Below are 23265 nucleotides of genomic sequence, written 5' to 3' on the forward strand. Positions count from 1 at the left end.
GCACATTCGAGCCTGCACCAGGAGGACATTGATGGCATTAACCGAGGTTAATCGCCGACAAGGAGCCGCGATTTCTCTGTTCGAACACATCGCCGGACATGGGCTTGCGCAGGCAGAGCGCCTGTCCGAGACGATCCATGTTCGCAGCGTCAAGCCGGGTGAGACGGTCTTCCATCAGGACGAGCCGCATCCCTATGTCTACGTCATCGAAAGCGGCCTGGTGAAGCTGACCTACCTTCGCGCCGACGGCGAGGAATGGATCAAGTCGTTCGCGGTGGAAGGGCGGTTCTTCGCAAGTCTCTCGGCTCTCGTTCCGGGGGGGCGTGCAACCTTCTCGGCGATCGCCGTCGAGAGCAGCCGTCTCGAAAGGATCCCGTTCACGACGCTTGAGGCGCTGGCAGACAACGATCTCGGCTGGTCGCGCATGATCCGCAGCGCCCTGATGATGCTTGCCGAGCGCAAGGAGCGCCGCGAGCGTCAGTTCCTGACGCTCGCTCCCGAGGAACGATACCGAACGCTGCTTGTCGAGGATCCGGCTGTGGTTTCGCGCGTCCCGCAGAAGGACCTTGCGGCCTATCTCGGCATCACGCCGGTTGGTCTCAGCCGGATCGCGAGCCGCGTTCGGGCGGACGCCGCTGCCAGGCTTAACCCGGGTTAATGCGCGACCACCGACAAAGGGCGATACCGGCCGCCGTTGAACAACGGAGGCTCTACCTTGACCGCACAAACAACGGCATCTGATTTCACGCTCTTCCTGCGATCCTGGGTGACGCGGCCGCTCGAAGTTGCGGCGATCGCGCCCTCGAGCAAGCGGCTCGCCGCCGCCATGACCACCGAGATTAGCCATGCCAGCGGCTCTGTCCTGGAGCTCGGGCCCGGCACGGGGGCCTTCACGCGGGCCCTGCTGCGAAACGGTGTCGAAGAGCGCAATCTGATACTGGTGGAGCGCAATCCATCCTTCGCGGTTCTTTTGCGCAAGCGGTATCCCGCAGCGACCCTGATCGAGGGCGATGCACAGCACTTGAGCCTCCCGGTGGAAAGGTCGGTCGGCGCCGCGATCAGCGGTCTGCCTTTGCTGTCGATGCCGGCGCAGACCGTGCGGGGGATCCTGTCGGCGGTCTTTTACCACCTTGCCGAAGGTGCCAGCCTGTTCCAGTTCACCTATGGGCCGCGATGCCCGGTTCGTCCGAAGCTTCTTGCCGAGCTGAGTCTGGAGGCCTCGTTCCTGCGCTGGGTGCCGCTCAACCTGCCACCGGCCAGCGTCTATCGCATCGCGCGGCGGTAGGATTGAAGTCCTCGCTCTATGTGAGCCTAGCGCTTGCCAAGGCCGAGCCTTCGACCGCGGGGCGTGGGTTGCGGCAGAGGCGGGGTAGGACTTTCCCCAAAGGTGAAGCGAGTCGAAAATCAATTGCTGTTATTATCCATAGAATAAATGCACTATTGCGCATCGATCCATGGAGGGCGGCGGATGAGCAACGTGCATTTCCTGAGGGAGCCGGTACCGGCCGATAATGAGCATGACCTAAGACGGGGACATGTGTTTGCGCGCGCCAAGGCGCTGTCTGCCGATCTCGCCCGGCGCGGCGCGGAACTCGACCGCGCCGGCGCGCCGCCGCGCGAAGAGATAGAAGCGTTACGCCAGGCAGGCCTTCTGACCGCGCTGCATTCGCCGGAGGTCGGCGGCACCGGATTGAGCTGGGTCGACGGGCTGCGCCTGGTGCGGATCATCTCGCGCGGCGAAAGCTCGATCGGGCAGTTGCTCGGCTACCACTATGTCAACAGCCAGTATGTCTATTGGGCGGCCGCAGACCCGAAGCAGGCCTGGGTTCTGGGCGCCGAAACGGTCGAGCGGCAACTCTATTGGGGCGCTGCCGTCAATCCGCGCGATCTGGGGCTGACGCTGGAACGGCGCGGCGCTCACTATGTGCTGAACGGTCGCAAGACGTTTTCCACGGGCGCCCATGTGTCCGACCGCATCAACGTCAATGCCGCGATCGACGGCAAGATTGCCAATTTCGTGGTGCCGACCGACCGGCCAGGTTATGTCGCCCACGACGACTGGGACAATATCGGCCAGCGCCTGTCGGACAGCGGCAGCGTCGAGTTCCGCGATTTCCCCGTCTACGAGCGCGATTTCATCCTGCCGCTCGCCGACCCCTCGGAACCGCCGGCGGTGCAGGCAACATTCAACACCCCACTGATCCAGCTCGTCTTCGTCAATTTCTACCTCGGCACGGCGGAAGGTGCGCTCGCGGCAGCACTCGACTACGTACGGACGACCACGCGCCCGTGGGTGACGTCGGGCGTGACGAGCGCCAGCGAGGATCCCTATATTCTCGAGCGGATCGGCGATTTGCAGGCATCGCTGAAGGCTTCGGTGGCGCTTGCCGATGTCGCGGCCGCCTCCGTCGAGGCAGCGTTGTTGCAAGGCCGGTCGGTGACGGCCGCAACGCGGGGAGAAGTGGCGATCGAGGCCTATGCCGCGAAGGTTCATGCGACCCAGGTCGCGCTCGACGTAACGACGAAGGTCTTCGAACTGATGGGCGCCCGTGCCACCGCCTCGCATCATGGCTTCGACCGTTACTGGCGCAACGTGCGCACCCACACCCTTCACGATCCAGTCGCCTACAAGGCGCGCGAGGTGGGGGATTTCGCATTGAACGGGCGGATTCCTCCGGTCAGCCTTTATAGCTGAGACTTACTGCGCAGACGTTTTCGACGTCTCCTCCCAAGGAAGCGCCGCCTGGACCTGGTCCCGGCGGCGTTTCTTTTGCGTCCTTGCGCCGGAGTAATAAATGTGCCGCGGTTTTCCGCCCGGAATCGTGTGATATCAGAGAGGTAGATCGCTTTCGTTTCGAACGGAACGATGAAGCGAGCGATCTAGGCCGATGCAGCGACCGACGGCCGTTGTCCAACGCGGACGCGATAGCTGGCGCCCGGATGGGGTGCGGCAAGCCTCGGCCCTGCGCCAAAGAGTTTTTCCCTGAGCGTACCCTGGCGATAGTCTGTCTTGTAGACGCCGCGTTTCTGCAGTTCCGGTACCAGCAGATCGACGGCGTCCTCGAAGGTTCCGGGCGTGACCGCATAGGCGAGGTTGAAGCCGTCGACATCGGTATCCTCGACCCATTCCTGCATAAGGTCGGCAACGGTCGATGGTGAGCCGACGAACACCGGGCCGAAACCGCCGATCCCCACCCAGTCGGCCATCTCGCGCACCGTCCACACCCGATCCGGATCGATGGTCGTGAAGGTTTCGACGGCCGACTGCACCGCGTTGGTGTAGCGGTGCCGCAGCGGCTCGTCAGGTGCGAACTGGCCGAAGTCGATGCCGGTCCATCCGGAGATCAGCGTCAGCGCACCCTCGTAGGAGACATGCTTGCGGTACTCGTCGAACTTCCGTTTCGCCTCGGCATCCGTCTCGCCGAGGATCACCGTCTGCAGATTGAAGGCGAGGATTTCGTGCGGGTTACGGCCGGCGCGCGCTGCGGCTTCCCGGACATTGGCGACGTAACGCTTCAGCACCGTCTTCGACGGGGCGGCGACGAAGATGCATTCCGCGTGCTGGCCTGCAAATTCCTTGCCGCGGCTTGAGGCGCCCGCCTGGTAGAGCACGGGGCTGCGTTGCGGCGACGGTTCGCTCAAATGGATACCCGGCACGGTAAAATGCCGACCTTGGTGGTTGATCGGGTACACCTTTTCCGGATGGGTGAAAATGCCGGTTGCGCGATCACGAACGACCGCACCGTCTTCCCAGCTGGCCTCCCAGAGCTTGTAGCAGACCTCAAGATACTCCTCGGCGAGATCGTAGCGATCGTCATGGCGCGTCTGCTGCGCCTGGCCGACGTTGAGCGCGCCGCTGTTCAGGTAGGAGGTGACGATGTTCCAGCCGATCCGGCCCTTGGTCAGGTGGTCGAGGGTCGAGATCCGGCGGGCGAAGGTGTAGGGATGCTCGAAGGAGAGCGATGCCGTCAGGCCGAAACCGAGATGTTCGGTCTCATAGGCCATGGTCGGCACCAGTTGCAGCGGATCGTTGACCGGAACCTGGGCGGAATGCCTGAGTGCCGCCTCGGTGTTGCCGTTCAGCACGTCGTAGACCCCGAGCACATCGGCGATGAACAGGCCGTCGAACTTGCCGCGCTCCAGCGTCTTGGCCAGATGCACCCAGTAATCGAGATCCTTGTAACGCCAGGACTGGTCTTCAGGGTGGGTCCAGAGCCCCGGCGACTGGTGGCCGACGCAGTTCATGTCAAAGGCATTCAGCCGGATTTCGCGGCTCATGAGGCTCTCCTTCGGGCACGGTCCGGCCCTGCCCGAAGCGCCGTTCACGCTTCCGGCTGCCGGCATAAGGTCGATGGGATCAAAGCGCGCCGTTCTTCGGCGGCGCGATGCCGTTGAGATGATAGTTGCCGACGACGTGATGCTTCCATCGCACCGGATCGTGCAGCGTATGGGTACGGGCGTTGCGCCAGTGCCGGTCAAGGTTGAGCCCGATGCGCGTCGAAGCGGTGCCTGCCAGCTCGAACAGGGTGTTGCTCGCGTCGAGAGCGATCTCCGTCGTCAGCACCTTGGCGGCCGCGACCGCGAGCGTCGCTTCGATCACACTTTGCTCGGTGCCGTTGACCTGGGCGATATCGACCTTCTTGCCGGCCCGCTCGACAATGGCGGTCGCCGCTTCGAGACGGATCGCAAGCTGGCCGATGCGCGCGATCGTCAACGGATCGTCGCCCGCTTTTTCGACAGCGCTGTCCGTCCACGGGCGGGCATGGTTGCGCACGAAATCGATCGTCTCGGCAAAGGCCGCCCTGGCGATGCCGAGGTCGATGCCGGCGTGGATGATCTGGCCGACGGAGCCGATCGTGGTCGGCCTTTCGAAGCCCCGGTGATGGCGCACGACGGCGTCGGAGGCCACATAGACATTCTGCAGCACCGTCGTGCCACTGCCGGTCGTGCGCTGGCCGAAACCGTCCCAGTCGTCGATGATCTGCAAGCCTTCCGCGCCCCGCGCGACGAAGGCCATGGTCAGCTTGTCGTTCGGATCAAGCGCGAAGACGACGACCCATTCGGCGAAGAGCACCCCGGTTGAGTAGTACTTGCGTCCGTTTAGCCGGAAGCCGGGTCCATCTGGCGTCAGCCGTGTTTCATAGTCGCCCACGGTCTTCGTGCCGCGCTCGGAGAGCGCATTGCCGAAGCGGTCGCCCGCAAGCGCCCGGCCGAAAAAGAACTGCTTCTGCTCTTCCGTCCCGTCGGTGCGCAGCGCTTCGAGAATGTAGAAATGGTTCTGCGGGATTTGGCCGATCGAAGAATCGGCTTCCGAGAGGATGGCCGTGACCTCGGCGAGCACGGCGTTCGATACGTCAATCCCGTCATATTCCGGCGGAACGGTGATGGCGAGCAGGCCGGACTGGGCAAGAGCATCCATTTCGTCGAAGGGCAGGATGCGATCGGTGTCACGTTCGTTGGCGTTCCTCGCAAATGCGGCTGCCAGTTCGCGCGCGATCGACAGCGCTTCCTCCTCGCTCTCGATCCGATGTGCGGGGGCTCGCGTTTTCTCTGAAAGCCGCGAAATCGTTCCCATGTGACTGCTCCCTGTCCATTGAGGTGCATATCAGTGAAGTATCTGGCGCGAGCGAGTAAGATAGTATATTCTATAGAAATTATCGATTTGAGTATTTCGTACCCGTCGCACGGATGTGGCCATTCTTGTACGACACTCGAAGGCGCGAAGGCTGCGCATCTAAGCCTTCGAATTCTGGTATCGCCCCCGCGGGAGGGCGGGCTAAAGCAACGGCCTCAAGGCGTTGATGTGAAACTGGATATCGATCAGGCTTCGCCTCCTCAGGTTCGTCCGGGCCGAAACGATTGGATAGTGCTGGAATAGTGGATCTCTTTCAACCGCGCATGGTGGAACCAAGGACGGGGACCTCTGCGCAAGAGGCGCGACAGCCAAACATGTCCTTCGTGGGTTTACCTTCGGAGTTGGATGGTTAAGATCGGGGCAGGGGGGACGGCCTTGGATGAGGACCTTGGCCGAGGCGTGCGGCGTAGATGCGCGTCAAAATCCTGCCAGATTTGACTGCGGCTCCGGGAACCATCGCCCGACTTGCGCATTGCGTCATCGCCTGCAGTTTAACCCGTCGCGTGGCCGAGAGAGTAGCGGCCACCCGGCATGACACAGATACATGCTGACAGAATTGGCCATTCGCGTTTCCCGGCCTTAACCACTGAAGGAGACACAAATGACGAATTTGCTGCCTGCTCTGCACGAAGGGCACGCCCCCATCACGCTGCAGCAACTGTTTCGTGATGCACTCGAAGCCTATGATGACTGGGGCGCCAACATGCCCGAACCGGTCGTCGCGTTCGAAGGCAAGCTGGTACCCATCAGCACGGTTTTCGATCGGATGAAACCTTGCACCGACATCATGCCGGCGAATTTCATCGGCATCGTCACCGACCGGCTCAACAAACCTTGGAGCGGCGAGGGGCCGCTCGATGAAATGACCGTGTCGACTGCGGCGCGCGTCATGTCTGTCCTGACCAGGCGCCAGCTTCGCGATTACGGTCGCGGCTCGATCGAGGCCTTTGCCGATCGCTTCAATCATCCGCTGCGCGCGGGTGCTTGACCGATGATCCCTGGGGAGCGCGTACGCGCGCTCTCCGTCCGGGACCTTCGACGCAAATCACACTTAAGGAAGCAATTCCCTCTCCTTGTGCGGGCATGTACCGCCAGGGGGCCGGGTACGACGTTCAGCCACTAACCAAACCTCTCCTTCTCGCCCCTTCCGTGCCGGAGCAGCTTCCCGTAAACAAGGCGGGAAGGCTGTGGTTCGGGCGGAGCGGGGCGAGGACGGCGTGAATTTTCGACAACTGGAAGTACTGCGTACGCTGCTGGCGACCGGATCGACGATTGCGGCGGCCAAGACGATGGGGCTCAGCCAGTCCGGCGTCAGCCGGCTCCTGCAGCAACTCGAAGAAGATCTGTCGCTGACACTTTTTGCCCGTGACAAGGGGCGGCTGATTGCAACGCCCGAGGCGATGAAGCTCGCCGAGGATGCCGAGCATATTCTTCTCGGCATAGACCGTTTCACCAATCTGGCGCAGGACCTGCGCAGCGGCGCCATCGGACCCGACGTCGTGCGCATCGGATTGCCGAACAGCATGTCCGAGACCTTCGCACCGGCGATGCTGGCGGACTTTGTCAAGGATTTCCCAGGCGTGCGCGTCGAGACGTTTTTCGACACGACGATCGCGATCGCGCGCCTCGTGGAGCAGCGCATCATCGATTTCGGTTTCCTGCGCTATGAGGGGCAACTGAGCGCCGGTATCGAGATGCAGCCGGTGGCAACGGGCGTCAGCGTCTGCGTGATGGAAAGGGGACATGCGCTTTCGGGGCTCGATACCGTCACGCCCAAGGAACTGCGCGGCGTGCCGCTGATTCTGGTCGGCCGGCACCGGCCGACGCGGGTCATGCTCGACGAGATCTTCCGCAAGGCGGGCGTGCCGCAAAAGGTCAAGATCGAGACGCACAGCAACAGTTCCGCCTGCGCCTATGCCGCCCACGGCCTCGGCGTTGCTATCATCAGCAGTTTCTTCGCCAACCTGCATCGCCACCTGCCGCTCGAGATCCGGCCGTTCTCGCCGCATCTCACGCAGGATTTCGGCGTGGCCACGGCGGCCGGCGTTCCGCTGTCGCTTGCGGCCCAGGCGATGATTGGCTGCCTCAAGCGACAGATCGCTGCTGTCCACGAGCCTTAGGCGGTTGCTCGCTCCAGCTTGCCTGCGGCACCACATGCTATGCCTGATCAAAGTGCACGGTCAGGCCTGCGCGACCCGGGCGTGGCGGGCTTGCTCATCCCGAACTGCGAAGCCAGCCACATTCAATTCGCCCATCGGCGCCGCCACGTTAAGGCTGTAGCGGCGATTGTCCCATTTTATCGGCTGCACGGCCGTCCACTGATAACGCGTCACAAGCGTCGTGCAGAATGCGTGCGCGATCAGAAGCGCGACATCCTTTCCCGGGCAGGTCCGATCTTCGATGGCTGCCGGCCTGTCGTGGATCCCTCTCGGCCAGATGAGCCTCATTCGCGCTTCAGGGTCTTGGAAACGCTCGGGCTTGAACGAAGTGGGATCCGGGAAGGCTTCCGGGTCGCTGTGTGCGAACGGAATGACACCGAGCAGACGCTCGCCTTTGGCTATCGAAAACGAACCGCTCGCAGATTGCAGCTCCACCTCGTCAATCGCGCGCCCAAAGATGAAAAAGACCGGCGGGTGCTGACGCAGGACCTCCATGATGAACGCGTCAACCGCGGGCAGTCTTGTTGAAAAGACGGGCCCCGGAGACCATCCGGCAAGCTGTTGCTCAAGGGCAGCGCGAACGTCGGCTCTGGAACTGAGTTCACCCACGATGGACTTGAACAGGTTCTGAAGCCCCAGATAGGAGTTCATTCCGGTGAGAAACGCTATCTGCTTTGCCACATAGGTGCGGTCGGACAGCCCAAACACGCGCGCGATCTGCATGATCGCTTCGAAACCGTCGGCGCCCTCGATGGCGCGCAAAAGTTCCTCATAATAGCGGAGCGATTTCGAGTAGCGCGTCCATGGAAAGAATTGCGCGACGCGCCAGGTACGATCGGTGAGAATGTTGTTGTAGATCAACCTTGCCTTGGCGGTATCGAACCTCACTTCGAGTATCCATCTCAGCACGAAGTCCATTGTGAAGGTTTCGATTTCGTCGCGCCAACTGAAGCGACCGAGCTTAGCCCAGCGCATCTCGTATTCGCCCAGGACTTCCTCGAAGACCGCGGGCAGGCTGGTGGCTCGGCGTCTCAATAGAGCAAAATAGAACGCTTTCGGGTTGTCATGCAGCACGCCTGTCTCAAAGACACTCGGGGCGACGTGGCCAACGAGCGGCCTTGGAGGCACGGCCGAGCCAAAGCCATAGTCCTGTATAAAAGGTGTGGTGTCGAAGAGCGCCGAAATGGCCATGTGATCCATCACGACAACGGTGTTTTGAAACATCGGCGTTCGGAACACAGTGCTGTCATATTGCTGCAGTCGACGTTCGAAAAATTTATGCCAACCGCTCACGAAGAAAAAGTCGGCCATGTCAATCCATTTGCCCAACTGCGGAAACCCGTAAGTCCCGGGAGGCCTGCGGTATCTAGTCATGGCCAGCCTCCATGATCTCACGGAAGCAGACCGTGCGGACGGGCGAAAAGCCGCCCACGAAGTGCGAAAGCATTGGAGAATTGCGCAATGCGCAAGAAATCAGCCCGGCGCGCATTTTAGTGCCCCCCTTAGACTACCTTCCTGATTGCATGACAATTAAACTATATCACGCTAAATTAGACAATTCTGCATTGCAGTGCGACGGAGGAGGCTACGATGAACGTCGCGGACTGGCTTCGCGCGATTGGCATGGTGGACTACGTCGATGCCTTCGAGGCAAACCATATCGATGTCTCGCAGCTTGCCGAGCTGACGGATGCAGATCTCAAAGAAATTGGCGTCTCAGCCTTGGGAGACCGGCGCGCTATCCTGAAGGCGGCGGCTTGCGGCGGCTCGCCGGCGACAGGTTCGAACGCGCAGCCGGATTTCGAAGCCTACATGGCGGCCGAACGCCGACATCTCACGATCCTGTTTCTCGACATCGTCGATAGCACGGCTCTCTCCACCGCCACCGATCCCGAGACGCTCAGTCTTACCATTGCGCAGTTTCATCGCGTTGCCGCGTCCAAAATCCGATGGTTGGAAGGCTATGTCGCGCAGTCCTTCGGCGACGGGCTGATGGCCTATTTCGGGTGGCCGCAGGCCCACGAGGATGATGCGCAACGGGCTGTGGTCGCCGCCGAAGCGGTCCATGAAGCGCTGCGCGAGCTGCGAGACCCGATCGGCAAGAACCTGCGGGCGCGGGCAGGCATCGCCACGGGATGGGTCGTGCTCGGCAACATCAGCGGCGTATCACAAATCGAGGTCGTCGGAGAAGCGCCGAACCTCGCGGCGCGTCTGCAAACCGTGGCGTCTCCAGGACACACCGTCGTGTCGTCTGCCGCGGCAGAACTGCTTGGAGACGACTTCGTCCTCCTCGACCTGGGGCCGCAGACGCTCAAGGGGTTTTCTTCACCGCCCCGCGCCTACCAGGTTTTAGAGATCCAGCAGAAAGCACGGTTTCAACCGCGCACTTCCGGACATATGAGCCCTTTTGTCGGGCGCGAAGAGGAGACAGCGCTTCTGTGGTCTGCGTGGCATAAGGCACGAAACGGCCAGGGACAGGTGGTGGTTCTCGACGGAGAAGCCGGGATCGGAAAAACCAGGATCATCCGGGAACTGACCGACCGGATCCATGCGGATCCCCATATCGGGATGCGGTATCAATGCTCGCCCTATTATCAGACGAGTGCACTGAGGCCGCTGATCGAGCAATTGTCGGAAGCGGCCGGTTTCCACGCGTCTGACGACGACGAGAAGAAGGCGCTAAAGCTCGGCTCGCTCCTGAAAGTGACGGACGCCAGCAGCGAAGCCGTCGCGCTGCTGGCGGAGTTGCTCGCAGTTCCGTTGTCCGGCGACGTCGGGATGGTGCCAACCACGCCTGCCGAGAAACGAGATCGGCTGTTTTCGGCTCTGCTGGAGCAGTTTACGCAACTGGCGAGACGGATCCCGGTTTTCGCAATCGTCGAGGATGCGCATTGGATTGATCCGACGACCGCAGACTATCTTGATCTGATTGCCCACTCGGTCGAGCGCGAATCCGTGCTTCTCGTGATCACGGGCCGACCCGACTATGTGTTTCCGCAAGCCTGGCTACAGCTGCCGAATGTGCATCACTGCACCATACGGGGGCTGGAGGAGGATGATGCCAGGGACCTCGCCGATCGTGTCGCCGGCGGAGCCTTGCCTGCAATGGTCTCTGACGAGATCGTCTCGCGAACGGACGGTGTACCGCTTTTCGTCGAGGAGCTTGCCAAGACGTTGGTCGAGAGCGGTTGCGTTCGGCTTGTTGGAACGGCCTATGAGGCCGTCGGGGCCCTCCCTGAGTCAGAAATTCCAGCCAGCCTTCAAGACAGTCTGACAGCCCGGTTGGATCGGTTGCCCAATGCGAAGGCAATTGCGCAAACTGCGGCAGCGCTCGGACGGGAATTCCGGCTGGATCACTTGTCCCTGGTGTCGATGCTGCCTCCGCGTTTGGTGCGCCAGGCGCTCTATCAGCTTGAGGCCGCCGGGTTGGTTTTTGAACGCAGCACGAACGAAGACCAACGCTATGTCTTCAAGCACTCCCTTATTCAGAAAGCCGCATATGAGAGCATGCTTCTTGCGGCAAGGCGGCAACTGCATGGCAGGATAGCCGACATCGTGATCTCGAAATTTCCCGACCAGGCTGAGAGCGAACCCGAAGTCGTGGCTGCGCACCTTGCCATGTCGGACGAGCCGCAGAAATCCGCGCCGTACTGGCTGGCGGCCGGCCGAAGCTCGCTGCGAAGATCGGCCTATCCCGAAGCGGTCAGCCAGTTGCGGGAAGGCAAGAAGCGGATCGCCTCGAGCAAGAATGATCCTGAAACGCTGCGGCTCGAATTCGAGCTTTGCCTCTGTCTCGGCCAGGCATCCTACGTGGCAAGCGGGCCTGCGGCGGCCGACACGATCAGCGCCTATTCGCGTGCGCTGGAATTGATCGACACCGTCGGCGCCAGCCAACAGCGGTTCGACCTGACCTACGGCATCTTCTCCGGTTACCACTTTGCCTCGAAGTTCGGGCTTGCGCGGGAACCGGCGATAAAAATGATGGAGATGGCGGTCAAGGACGACGATGCCGGCCAGATGTGCCAGGCCCACCGTATGCTCGGATATCTCAGCTTCTTTGACGGGAATCTGGCGGACGCCTTGAAGCATTTCGAGGCCTTGGACCGCATGTACGACCCGGATCAGCACGCGCAGATGGCGACGCGGTACGGGGCGGATTGCCTCGTCGCATCGCGCGCGTTTCGGGCGGTTGCGGTTGGGGCGAGGGGCGAGGTCAAATTTGCGACCAGCCTCACCGACAAGAACCTCGCTTACGGTCGGCATCTCAACCATCCCCCTACGCTCGGTTGGGCCTACGCTGCGGCATGCTTCCTGAACTATTTTCTCGGTGATCCGGAGCGGGTTCTCGATCTTGCGCGAGATGGAAGGGAATATTGCACCGAGCATGCCGTTCCTGTCTGGGGACTTCACTGCAAGATTTTCGAAACATGGGCGACCGCCGTGCTCAAAGGTGCGGCCCTCGTCAATGTCGAAGACCTTCGCGAGACCGTTGCAAACGCGCGTTCGCGTACGTCTCTTGGCCTGCCCCTGTTCCGATCGGTCCTGGCGGAAGTCTCCGCGCTCAACGGAGAGGTTGAGGCTGCGCGGGAGGAAAGCGGTGCGGCGCTGAGAGATCTGGAAACCACTGCGCAGCACTTTTTCGCGCCCTCGGTTCACCTCGTTCGCGCGACGTGCCTTCGCCAGCTTGGCCAGCGCTATCTGCTTGAGTGTGAAGCGCAAATCGGCCTCTCGGTCGAAACAGCCAGGAAGATGGGCGCACGCCTTCTCGAACTTCGGGCGCATGCCGCCTCGGCGGCTGCAGGATGCTCCAGCTCGGCCCCGGCGGCAAAAGTGAGAGAGCTGTGCTGCGAAATGCCGGACAGGAATGAACTCGATCGCCTGAGGGCCGCCTGGAGCCTCCTCCTGGAAGCGCAAGGAAAAACGCGCCCCCGATCGTCGGCCGCGAGCCACCCGGATTGAAGCTTCTCGTCGCCTCGTCTTGCGTCCGCCCGACCCGTCATGCCCTTGTCATAGAGGTATGACGTTTACTCATAATATTGCGTGATTTTTTCCAATCGATCATAGTTTCCTCAACAATAGCCGACGGGCGGGAGAATCGCGGTAACGCGTGCGGCCTGCCTCAGTACGGGGAACCCATGATCAAATTCATTCTCAATCGCCTCGTGATGGCGATACCGACGATCGTCATCGTCTCGGTTGCCGTCTTCACGCTCATCCGTCTCATTCCCGGCGATCCCGCAGCGCTGATGCTCGGCGATATGGCCGAGCCGCATCAGATCGCCGAGATGCGCAACCTCCTCGGTCTCGACCGCAGCATCCCGGAGCAGTTCGTCGTCTGGGCCGGCAACATCCTTTCCGGCGATTTCGGTACGTCGATCGTGACCGGCGAGCCGGTGCTGCACCTGGTCACAAGCCGCTTCATGGTCAGTGCCGAAATCGTCGTCATCGCCGTGTTTCTCGCAAGCCTGATTGCGGTGCCGGCCGGGGTCATCGCCGCCTGGCGACAGAACAGCCTCACCGACCTTGCCCTTGTCGGCACGGCGACCGTACTTCTGTCGATCCCGACCTTCTGGCTCGGCCTACTCCTGTTGCTTGCCTTTGGCCTCAAGCTTGGCTGGCTGCCGGTGCTCGGCTATGTGCCGATCACCGAGAACTGGAAGGCCGGCCTTCTCTATCTGGTGTTGCCGGTCATGACGCTGGTCATCCACGAGATGGGCGTGATCATCCGCATGGCGCGCGCCTCGACGCTCGAGGTGCTCAGGCTCGATTACATCACCCACGCCCGCGCCAAGGGGCTTTCGGAAAGTGCGGTTCTCTGGCGGCATGCCTTCAAGAACGCCTTCGGCCCGACCTGGACGATGATCGGCCTGATCCTCGGAAACCTGCTCGGCGGCATCGCCGTCATCGAGACCGTCTTCACCATTCCTGGCCTCGGGCGGCTGATGGTCGATGCCATCTTCCAGCGCGATTATCCGGTCATCCAGGGCTGCCTGCTGCTCGTCGCCTTCTCCTATGTCGTCGTCAACCTCGTGGTCGACCTTCTCTATCCTCTCTTTGATCCGCGGGTGGTGGCAGAATGAGAAAGCTCACGTTCAACGGCGTCATCGGCGGCGGCCTGATCGGCCTGCTCGTTCTCGTTGCCCTCATCGGCCTCCTCTGGACGCCCTATGATCCGATGGCGCTCGGCTTTACGGCACGCCTCGTAGCCCCCGGTGCGGCGCACTGGCTCGGCACCGACGAATTCGGCCGCGACGTTGCAAGCCGTCTGATGGTCGGTGCGCGCGCCAGCGTCTGGATCGGTTGCCTCACCGTCACCTTCGCCGTCGTCTGCGGCACCTTCATCGGCATCGTCAGCGGCTATGCCCGCGGCTGGGTCGACGGCGTGATCATGGCGATCAACAATGCGCTGCTCGCCTTCCCGGGCATCCTCTTGGCGCTCGGCCTGCTCGCCGTCTTCGGCGCCAACCAATATGGCATCATCTTTGCGCTCGGCATCGCCTATACGCCGTCGATGGCGCGCGTCGTGCGCGGCGCCGTGCTGTCGCTGCGCGAGCGCGAGTTCATCGAGGCCTCGCGCGTCATGGGCAATGGCGAGATCTATACGATGCTGCGCCATATCCTGCCGAACTGCGTCGCGCCGATCACCGTGCTTGCGACCTCGATGTTCGGCTGGGCGATCCTGTCGGAAAGCGCGCTGTCCTTCCTCGGTCTCGGCGTGCCGCCACCGGCACCGACCTGGGGCAACATGCTTGCCGCCGGTCGCCCGTTCATCGAACAGGCCGTCTGGCTCGGCTTCTTCCCCGGTCTCTGCATCGCGCTCACCCTGCTCGGCATCAACCTGCTTGGCGATGCGCTGCGCGACCGTCTCGACCCCCGCATGCGAGGCTTGAAATGACCGGCACCCCTCTTCTCAGCGTTCAGGGCCTTTCGCTCGCCGTCACCCATTCCGGCAATCAGGTGGTGAAGAACGTCAGCTTTAACGTCGCGCCCGGCGAGATCGTCGGCATCGTCGGCGAGAGCGGTTCGGGCAAGACGCTCGCCACACGGGCGATCATCGGCCTCATTCCGCCGGCCGTCCGCCATACCGGCGGCACCATCCTCTACCGAGGTCGCGACGTGCTCGCCATGAGGGACCGCGACCTGCGGCAGCTTCGCGGCGGTGAGATCGGCGTCGTCTTCCAGGAGCCGATGACCTCGCTCAACCCGTCGATGACCATCGGCCGGCAGCTCGAAGAGGGCCTGATCCTCCACACCAAGATGACCGCCGAGGAGCGCCGCACAGCGATCCTGTCGATGCTGAAGCGCGTCGGAATTCGTGAGCCCGAACGGGCGCTGACGGCCTATCCGCACGAGTTCTCCGGCGGCATGCGCCAGCGCATCATGCTCGCCTCTGTCATGCTCTTGAAACCGGCCTTGCTGATTGCCGACGAGCCGACGACGGCGCTCGATGCCGTCGTGCAGCGCGACGTCATGGAGCTGATGGTCGAAATGACGCAGGCCGAGGGCACGGCGGTGCTCTTGATCAGCCACGACCTGCCGATGGTCGCCCGCTACACCAACCGCTTCGTCGTCATGGAAAAGGGCGTCGTCGTCGAACAGGGCCTCACCGAAGAGATCCTGCAGGCGCCGCAGCATGCCTATACCCGCAAGCTGCTGTCGTCGTTGCCCTACCGAGGTGCGGCGCGCGAGCTCGACACCACCCGCACGCCGATGGTTTCTGCCCGCAACATCATCGTCGACTATCCCGGCCGCAAGGGGCTGTTCCGCAAGCACGAGCCGAAGCGGGCGCTGCACGGCGTCAGCGTCGACATTCATGTCGGCGAGGTTGTCGCACTGGTCGGCGGCTCCGGTTCCGGCAAGACGACGCTCGGCCGCACCATCGCCGGCCTCGTTCAGCAGAGCCAGGGCGAGATCCTGTTTCAGGGGCGCGAGCGCAGCGCCGACTGGCGCGACTATCGGCTGAACTGCCAGATGGTGTTTCAGGATCCCTATTCGTCGCTCGATCCGCGCATGACCATCCAGGCGCTGGTCGAGGAAGCGCTGCGACTGGTGCCGGATCTCGATACGCCCGCCAAGCGCCTCCGTGCGCTCGAGACGCTGGAGGAGGTCGGCCTCAGCGCCGATTTCGCCAGCCGCTATCCGCACGAGCTTTCGGGTGGCCAGCGCCAGCGCGTCGCGATCGCGCGCGCCATTGCCCGGCGTCCGAAGTTCCTGATCGCCGACGAGCCGGTTTCGGCCCTCGACGTGACCGTTCGCGCGCAGGTGCTGGAGCTCTTCTCCAGCCTGCAGAAGCGCTACGGCTTCTCGTGCCTGTTCATCAGCCACGATCTCGGGGTCGTCGAGCAGGTGGCCGACCGCGTCATCGTCATGCAGGACGGCCGCATCGTCGAGGAGGGCGACCGCGACCGGATCTTCGACGCGCCGAAGGAAGCCTATACCCGCAAGCTGCTGTCGGCGATCCCAGCGCTCGATCTCAACCAGACCGGCGGCGTGATCCTCAAATGGCGGCTGGAGGCCTGAGATGATGAACGACCTAAAGTCCGGCGTTCTCGCTGCCGAACTCAACGCGATCGCGGATGCTCAACCCTTCATCACGCGCTTCCTCGTGCGCAACCTCGTGACCGGCGAAACCATCGGTCTCGGCGAGCGCGAGGAAACCCCGTCGGCCAGCACCCGCAAGACCTCGATCATGATGGCGGCGCTGAAGGCGGTGGCCGAGGGGCGGCTTAGTCTCGACGAGCGCATCACCTATGAGGCGCGTTTCGCGGAGGAAGTGGCGAGCGGCATGTTCCGCTACCTGACGCCTGGCATCGTCATTTCGCTGCGCGATGCGATCGTCGGCATGATGGTGCTGAGCGACAATGTCTGCACCAAGATGGTGTTCGAGCGGCTGACGCTCGCAGAGGTCGACGGATACTGCAAGGCGCTCGGCATGGTGGGAACGCACCACCGTTTCCTCATTCCGCCGCTGGCGCTGAAACCCGATCATTCGCTCGCCGACGTGACTACGACGACCGCTGCCGACCAGGTGATGCTGCTGGAACTCATCCTGGCGGCGCAGGACGACGCCGCTGCGGCCGCGAGGCTCGGCATCTCCTTTGAGCTGGCCGCCTTCGCGCTCAAGACGCTCAAGAACCAGGTGCTGCGCTACGGCATTCGCGCGCGGCTGCCCTTCGATACGGTCGTCGCCTGCAAGGGCGGCCGCGGCAAGCGCGGCCGCATGGATGCCGGCGTCGTCTATCGCGACGGCAAGCCGCTCTACACCATCGCCGCCTTTACCGACGGCGTGCCGGCGCTGATGCCCGACGGCACGCCCGGCTACACCATTGCGCTCGAAACCATCGGCAAGCTGTCGCAGGCCTGCTGGCGCGCCTTTTGAACCGACAAGACCAACAACGAGAAAAGAGAGAGGAACCATGAAAACCATACTGCTCGCCGGAACCATGCTGATGAGCGCGATCGCGCTCGGCCACGCCCGCGACCTGACGGTGGCGCAAAGCTCGGACATCCGCAGCAACGAGCCCGGCGTCAACCGCGACGGCAACACTGACTCGGTGATTTTCCACCTCGTCGAAGGCCTCGTCGGCTATGCCGAAAACGGTGAGGTAAAGCCGCTGCTGGCCAAGAGCTTCGAGGTTTCGCCTGATGCCCTGACCTATACCTTCAAGCTGCGCGACGACGTGAAGTTCCACAACGGCAAGGCGCTGACTGCCGAGGACGTGGTCTGGAACTGGAACCGCTACATGAAGCCGGAGACCAAGTGGACCTGCGCCGGCGACTTCGACGGCAGCAAGTCGATCAAGGTGACGAACGTCGCTGCCTCCGACGCCGCAACCGTCACCATGAGCATCGAGAAGCCGTCGGCCGTCTTCCTTGGCCTGATGGCGCGCCCCGAATGCGGCTACACCGGCATCGTGTCGAAGGATTCTTTCGGCGCCGACGGCGCGTTCGTCTCTCCCATCGGTACCGGCCCGTTCAAGTGGGCAGAGTGGAAGAAGGGCGAATATGTTCGGCTGGAAAAGAACGCCAACTACGTTTCGCCCGCCAATGACGGCAAGCCCGATGGCATGGTCGGCTCGAAGCGACCACTCGTCGACGGCATCAAGTTCATGGTGATCCCGGACGCATCGACGGTGAAGACGGGCCTGCTTTCAGGCGCGCTCGACACGGCCGAAGTGTCGGCCGATCTTATCGCCGAGTTTAAGGACAGCGACACGATGCAGCTCATCGTCAAGCGCAACAACGGCAAGAACCTGCTCTACTTCCAGACCCGCGACAAGATTTTGAGCAACGTCGCGGTTCGCCGTGCGATGGCGGAAGCGCTCGACCTCGACCAGCTGGTTGCCGCCGCATCCAACGGCACCGGTGAAGCCAATGCCTCGATGGTTTCAGCCGACTCGATCTTCTATTCGGACGTCCAGAAAAAGAAGATCCCGATGGATCTCGAAAAGGCGAAGAAGGATCTCGCGGAAGCCGGCTACAACGGCGAGCCGATCACCATCATCGCCAACAAGCGCGGCAACGTACCGAGCTTCCCGGCCGCTGTCATCGCCCAGGCGATGATGCAGCAGGTCGGCCTCAACGTGCAGATCGAAGTGCTCGACTACGCGACCCAGGTCGATCGCCGCCGCTCCGGCAACTATCAGGTGATCTCGCAGTCGGTCTCGCCGCGCCTCGACCCGGCGCTGATGTACAGCTTCTACGTCGGCAACAAGGACAAGAACGCCTCGCTGATGTGGGACAACCCCAAGGCGATCGAACTGATGAAGGCGGCCTATGTCGAGGCCGATCCGGCCAAGCGCCAGGCGATCTTCGACGAGTTCCACCAGCTGATGCTCGACGAGGTCCCCGGCATCTTCATGTACGACATGGTCGATATCTGGGGTGCAACCAAGAAGCTGCATGGTGAGCCGGTCTGGCAGTCCAACACCCGCCTCTGGGAAGTGACCCTCGACGACTGATCCGGCCTCACGCCCTTTGAAAAACGATGGCGGCGGATCAGCCGCCATCTTCCATCCAGAAACCAGAAATGCCGATGCGGTCGCGCCCGCGCGCCGCAAAAGGAAGATTCATGCCCAAGCCATCCGCCCTGTCCGCCCTTGTCGATACCATCGAGCTGTTGAAGCCCGAATTCGCCGCGATGAGCGACGCGATCTGGACGCATGCCGAGCTGAGTTTTCACGAGGAAAGGTCCGCGGCGGCCCAGATCGCCGTGCTGGAAAAGTACGGGTTCCGCGTGTCGCGCGGGCTCGCCGACATCGACACGGCCTTTGTCGGTGAGGCGGGCGCGGGCGGCCCCGTGATCGCCTTCCTCGGCGAATTCGATGCGCTCGCAGGCTTGAGCCAGGTGGCTGGCATTGCCGAAGCACGGCCCGAAGTCGACGGTGGTACGGGCCATGGCTGCGGTCATAATCTGCTCGGAACAGGTTCCATGCTCGCCGCCGTGGCGCTTGCTCGGCACCTGAAGGACAACAAGCTGCCCGGCACGGTGCGCTACTATGGTTGCCCCGGGGAGGAGGGTGGCTCCGGCAAGACCTTCATGGCGCGCGCCGGCATCTTTGCCGATGTCGACACGGCGCTGACCTGGCACCCCGCGCCCTTCAACGGCGTGCGCTCGACCAACAATCTCGCCGTTCTCGAAATCTATTACCGCTTCAAGGGGATCGCTGCCCATGCCTCGAACGGCGCGCACCTCGGCCGCAGCGCGCTGGATGCGCTGGAGCTGATGAATGTCGGCGTCAACTTTCTGCGGGAGCACATGCCGCAGGATTGTCGGGTGCACTATGCGATCACCGACGCCGGCGGCAAGGCGGCAAATGTCGTGCAGGCCCGTGCTGAAGCGCTTTATCTGGTCCGGGCGCCGCAGATGCCGGAAGCACTGGCGCTCGCCGCCCGCATCGACAAGATCGCCAAGGGGGCGGCGATGATGACCGAGACCGAGGTCGAGATCGTCTTCGACCGTGCGGCGACCAACCTTTTGCCGAATATCGCATTGGAAACGGCGATCCACGAGAACATGGTAGCGCTCGGCCCCGTGCCCTTTGACGGAGCGGACATCGCATTTGCCAAGGAAATCCAGAAGACGCTGACGGCTGAGGCGATTTCGAGCAGCATCCGACTCTACCAGTTCAAGGGCGACACCTTTGCCAACAGCCGTATGGACGGCTCCACCGGCTTGCATCTCGGCCTGCGTGACTTCGAAGGCCAGTCGCATTTCCGCGCCGGATCGACCGATGTCGGCGATGTCAGCTGGATCACGCCGACGGCGCAATGCTGGGCGCCCGCCTGGGCGATCGGCACTGCACCGCACACCTGGCAGGTGGTGGCGCAGGGCAAGAGCCCGGCGGCCCACAAGGCTTTCGCCCATGCGGCAAAATCGCTGGCCGCGACTGGCCTCGATCTGATTCTGAACCCAGATCTGCTGAAACGGGCAAAGGCTGAATGGCGCGAAAAGACCGAAGGCAAGCCGTATCAATGCCCGATCCCTGAGCATATCGGCCCCAAGCTCTGAGCGCTTTTGTTCGACTTTGCCAAACGCCCGCGCCACCCTCGCGGGCGTTTTTGCTTGCGTCGAAAGGAGCGCTTCTTGGCGGGCGAATGCCGCCGATCGCCCGTGCGACTCTTGACGCGAATCGCAACGTCCGGCATCTCTGTTACGGAGTTTTTCGAATAAGTGCTGATTGGCCGTATTTGGATTAAATCTCTGTTAATGCATCGCCGCAACGTTTCGCCGCGATGCATGCAAGGAGTATGGCGGAATGACGATGACGGCAACCCAGGCAAGGCAGGACGCGGATCACTCGCAGGCTCGCCGCCCGGCCGACGAAGCGATTGCAGCGGATGCGCGCGCGCTTTCCGAGCAGCTGAAGGCGATGCGCGAGCGGCTTTTCCCGCCGACGGCGATGAAGACGCTGCGCAGCTTCACCTCGGGCGAAGCGGCCAAGCTGATTGGCGTTTCCGACGGGTATCTCAGGCAGCTCTCGCTTGCCGGAGAAGGACCGCAGCCGGATACCGGGCTCGGCGGTCGCCGCTCCTACTCGCTCTCCGACATCAACGCGCTCCGCCGGCACCTCGCCGAGCAGGCGCTCGCCAAGGGCAATGCCGCCAAGGCGCGCAGCTATCTCAAATGGCGCGACGCGCAAGCGGGCGAGCACTTGCAGGTCATCTCCGTCACCAACTTCAAGGGCGGTTCCGGCAAGACCACGTCGTCGGTGCATATCGCGCAGTATCTCGCCATGACCGGCCACCGGGTGCTCGCCGTCGACCTCGACCCTCAGGCCTCGCTCTCGGCGCTCTTCGGCTACCAGCCGGAGCTAGACCTCACCGGCAATGACACGCTCTATGGCGCGATCCGCTATGACGCCGAAGCGCGGCCGCTGAAGGACATCATCCGCAAGACCTACTTCGACGGTCTCGACCTGGTGCCCGGCAATCTCGAACTGCAGGAGTTCGAGCACACGACGCCGCAGGCGCTGGGCGCGCGCCAGAACGGCACCGATGCCGGACCGCTGTTCTTCGCCCGCGTCCAGGCGGCCCTGGCGAGCGTTGCCGACGACTATGACGTGGTCATCATCGACTGCCCGCCGCAGCTCGGCTACCTGACGCTGTCGGCGCTCTGCGCCTCCACCTCGGTCGTCGTCACCGTGCATCCGCAGATGCTTGACGTCGCCTCGATGAACCAGTTCCTCTACATGACGTCGGATCTCTTGAGCGTCGTGCGCGAGGCTGGCGGCGAGCTCAACTTCGACTTCCTGCGCTACCTCGTCACCCGTTTCGAGCCGAACGACGGCCCGCAGGCGCAGATCGTCGGGTTCATGCGTTCGCTCTTCGGGGACCGCGTCCTGACCTCGGCCATGGTGAAATCGACAGCGGTTTCCGATGCCGGCCTGACGAAACAGACGCTCTATGAGGTCGGTCGAGAGAACTTCACCCGGGCCACCTATGACCGGGCGATCGAATCGCTGAATGCGGTCAACGGCGAGATCGAAACGCTCATTCATGCCGCGTGGGGGCGCTGATCGATATGGCTGGCAACCGCAAGAATGAACTGCGCGCCCTCTTTTCAGGCAATGTTGCGCCTGGTGTTCCCGTCGCCGATGCCGGTGAGACCGCACCTCCCGCTGCCGCCCCTCAGTCCGTAAAGCCGGTGGCGGCCAATACGGCCGAAGTGCCGCGGGCGGCGTCCGGCGCGATCAAGGCCATGGGCCTTTCGCTCGGCAGCATCACCCGCGAGGCAGAAGAGGCGCGCGCGTTGCGCGAGGCCTTGCACCAGGGCGAGCGTGTCGTCGAACTCGATCCCGACCTGATCGACGCCTCCTTCGTCGGCGACCGACTGACGGACGGTGAAATTGACGATCCGGAATTCCTCGCGCTCGCCGACAGCATCCGTGACAGCGGCCAGCAGTCGCCGATCCTGGTGCGTCCGCACCCTGAGGTGAAGGGCCGCTACCAGACGGCCTACGGTCACCGCCGCCTCAACGCCGTGCGCAGCCTCGGCATCAAGGTCAAGGCGATCGTCAGGCCGCTTTCCGATGACGAGCTGGTGCTCGCCCAGGGCAAGGAGAACGCTGAGCGCCGCAACCTCTCGTTCATCGAACGGGCGATGTTTGCCTCGGCCCTGGCCGACCGCGGCTTCGACCGCAAGGTCATCTGCGAGGCGCTGGCCGTGCAGAAGAGCGAGCTTTCGCGTCTGCTTCAGGTCGCCGAAGGCGTGCCGCCAACGATCGCCCGGGCCATCGGTCCCGCGCCGAAGGTCGGCCGCGAGCGTTGGATGGCCTTTGGCGCGCTGCTTGAGGATATGGCTGCCGTGGAACAGGCACAGGAGGAGTGCCGTACGCGCCGGTTCCTCGAAGCCGAAAGCGATCACCGCTTCCAGATCGTCTTTGCCCGCCTGTCGCGCAAGCCGAAGACGGAAAGCGCCAAGCCGGACGTGCTTGTCGATGCCGGTGGCCGGACCTTTGCGAAGGTCAAGCGCGACGGCAAGACCGTGCGAATCGAATTTGCAGCCGACGTCGATCCGGCCTTCATCGATGAGGCGATTGATCTTCTCGCCAAGCATCATGCGGTGTTCGCGTCGGGTCGCGAAGGCTGAGCGAAGCCCGCTTTCTAAACGTTCCAATCATGCCCGCGTGATGCTCTCACGCGGGCATGATTCGTTTTCCTGAAGGCGCCGGCGGCGCCACCCATTCCGGGCTTGGATATCACCTCCATCCAAGAAATATTTTCGGCCGCGTGAGGCCGGCGACCGGATGTCGCGGCGCCCTTGAGGCGTCGGGCATTGCCGTTGCATGAAGCCCACAGAAAGACGGCAATCGACCACGAGCCCCGGCTCGAAACGGGGCGTTGGAAGGGACTTGTTAACCTTCATTTCCTATCGCTTAGAAGGCCCCGCGGCGATGTCTCTAGCTCTTCCAGGACCCATGCGTATTCCCAGGACAAACTTCTCACAGGCTGCTTTGCATGATGCAAACC

General features: G+C 62.7%; 17 protein-coding genes. 14 read left to right on the plus strand and 3 right to left on the minus strand.

Translation table 11 applies throughout. From position 1 onward, the window contains the following. Positions 1-31 precede the first annotated feature (31 nt). The 3 genes from VGO04_RS15860 to VGO04_RS15870 all read left to right on the plus strand — a co-directional run bounded on the left by VGO04_RS15860 (position 32) and on the right by VGO04_RS15870 (position 2695). The gene (locus VGO04_RS15860) at positions 32-658 is read left to right on the plus strand and encodes a Crp/Fnr family transcriptional regulator (RefSeq protein ID WP_327496923.1); all 627 of its coding nucleotides are present in this window, start codon (positions 32-34) and stop codon (positions 656-658) included. A gap of 57 nt (positions 659-715) precedes the next feature. Then, positions 716-1285 carry a class I SAM-dependent methyltransferase gene (locus tag VGO04_RS15865; protein WP_327496924.1) on the plus strand — a complete coding sequence of 190 codons (570 nt, stop codon included), beginning with the start codon at positions 716-718 and terminating at the stop codon, positions 1283-1285. 183 nt (positions 1286-1468) lie between these two features. Then, positions 1469-2695, plus strand: coding sequence for an acyl-CoA dehydrogenase family protein (locus VGO04_RS15870; protein ID WP_327496925.1), 1227 nt, complete (start codon positions 1469-1471; stop codon positions 2693-2695). Between the two features lie 185 nt (positions 2696-2880). Here VGO04_RS15870 and VGO04_RS15875 read toward each other — a convergent pair whose 3' ends face one another. Together VGO04_RS15875 and VGO04_RS15880 are read right to left on the minus strand one after the other, a co-directional pair. Then, positions 2881-4278, minus strand: a complete 1398-nt coding sequence (locus VGO04_RS15875) for an LLM class flavin-dependent oxidoreductase (protein WP_327496926.1) — start codon at positions 4276-4278, stop codon at positions 2881-2883. 79 nt (positions 4279-4357) lie between these two features. Then, positions 4358-5575 (minus strand): SfnB family sulfur acquisition oxidoreductase, encoded by a 1218-nt coding sequence (locus VGO04_RS15880; protein WP_327496927.1) that lies wholly within the window; start codon positions 5573-5575, stop codon positions 4358-4360. Positions 5576-6236: 661 nt separating this feature from the next. On the opposite strand from VGO04_RS15880, the gene VGO04_RS15885 reads away from it, so the two are divergent. Further along, positions 6237-6623: a hypothetical protein gene (locus tag VGO04_RS15885; RefSeq protein WP_327496928.1), complete on the plus strand. Its 387-nt coding sequence runs from the start codon at positions 6237-6239 to the stop codon at positions 6621-6623. Positions 6624-6852: 229 nt separating this feature from the next. Beyond that, a complete protein-coding gene (locus tag VGO04_RS15890) occupies positions 6853-7755 on the plus strand; it encodes a LysR family transcriptional regulator (RefSeq protein WP_327496929.1) in 903 nt (300 codons plus the stop codon). Between the two features lie 60 nt (positions 7756-7815). On the opposite strand, the gene VGO04_RS15895 is transcribed toward VGO04_RS15890, so the two are convergent. After that, on the minus strand, positions 7816-9168 hold the full coding sequence (locus VGO04_RS15895; protein WP_327496930.1) for a cytochrome P450: 1353 nt from the start codon (positions 9166-9168) through the stop codon (positions 7816-7818). Positions 9169-9384: 216 nt separating this feature from the next. On the opposite strand from VGO04_RS15895, the gene VGO04_RS15900 reads away from it, so the two are divergent. From VGO04_RS15900 to repB, 9 genes are all read left to right on the plus strand, one after another. Then, positions 9385-12753: an AAA family ATPase gene (locus tag VGO04_RS15900; protein WP_327496931.1), complete on the plus strand. Its 3369-nt coding sequence runs from the start codon at positions 9385-9387 to the stop codon at positions 12751-12753. A gap of 176 nt (positions 12754-12929) precedes the next feature. After that, positions 12930-13874 carry an ABC transporter permease gene (locus VGO04_RS15905; RefSeq protein ID WP_327496932.1) on the plus strand — a complete coding sequence of 315 codons (945 nt, stop codon included), beginning with the start codon at positions 12930-12932 and terminating at the stop codon, positions 13872-13874. Further along, entirely contained in the window at positions 13871-14689 is an 819-nt protein-coding gene (locus tag VGO04_RS15910) for an ABC transporter permease (RefSeq protein WP_327496933.1), read from the plus strand. The genes VGO04_RS15905 and VGO04_RS15910 overlap by 4 nt, the downstream gene beginning before the upstream one ends. Next, positions 14686-16314 (plus strand): ABC transporter ATP-binding protein, encoded by a 1629-nt coding sequence (locus tag VGO04_RS15915; protein WP_327496934.1) that lies wholly within the window; start codon positions 14686-14688, stop codon positions 16312-16314. Before VGO04_RS15910 ends, VGO04_RS15915 begins: the two co-directional genes overlap by 4 nt. Before the next feature lie 4 nt (positions 16315-16318). After that, entirely contained in the window at positions 16319-17173 is an 855-nt protein-coding gene (locus VGO04_RS15920) for a serine hydrolase (RefSeq protein ID WP_414650550.1), read from the plus strand. Between the two features lie 37 nt (positions 17174-17210). Next, entirely contained in the window at positions 17211-18755 is a 1545-nt protein-coding gene (locus VGO04_RS15925; RefSeq protein WP_327496936.1) for an ABC transporter substrate-binding protein, read from the plus strand. Positions 18756-18865: 110 nt separating this feature from the next. Beyond that, complete coding sequence (locus VGO04_RS15930) at positions 18866-20305, plus strand: M20 family metallopeptidase (RefSeq protein ID WP_414650549.1); 1440 nt, start codon at positions 18866-18868, stop codon at positions 20303-20305. Between the two features lie 253 nt (positions 20306-20558). Continuing rightward, positions 20559-21812, plus strand: coding sequence for a plasmid partitioning protein RepA (repA, locus tag VGO04_RS15935; RefSeq protein WP_327496940.1), 1254 nt, complete (start codon positions 20559-20561; stop codon positions 21810-21812). A 5-nt stretch (positions 21813-21817) separates the two neighbouring features. Then, positions 21818-22885, plus strand: coding sequence for a plasmid partitioning protein RepB (gene repB / locus VGO04_RS15940; RefSeq protein ID WP_327496938.1), 1068 nt, complete (start codon positions 21818-21820; stop codon positions 22883-22885). Positions 22886-23265 lie beyond the last annotated feature (380 nt).

The organism is Ensifer sp., assembly GCF_035999185.1.
Taxonomy (GTDB): Bacteria; Pseudomonadota; Alphaproteobacteria; order Rhizobiales; family Rhizobiaceae; genus Ensifer.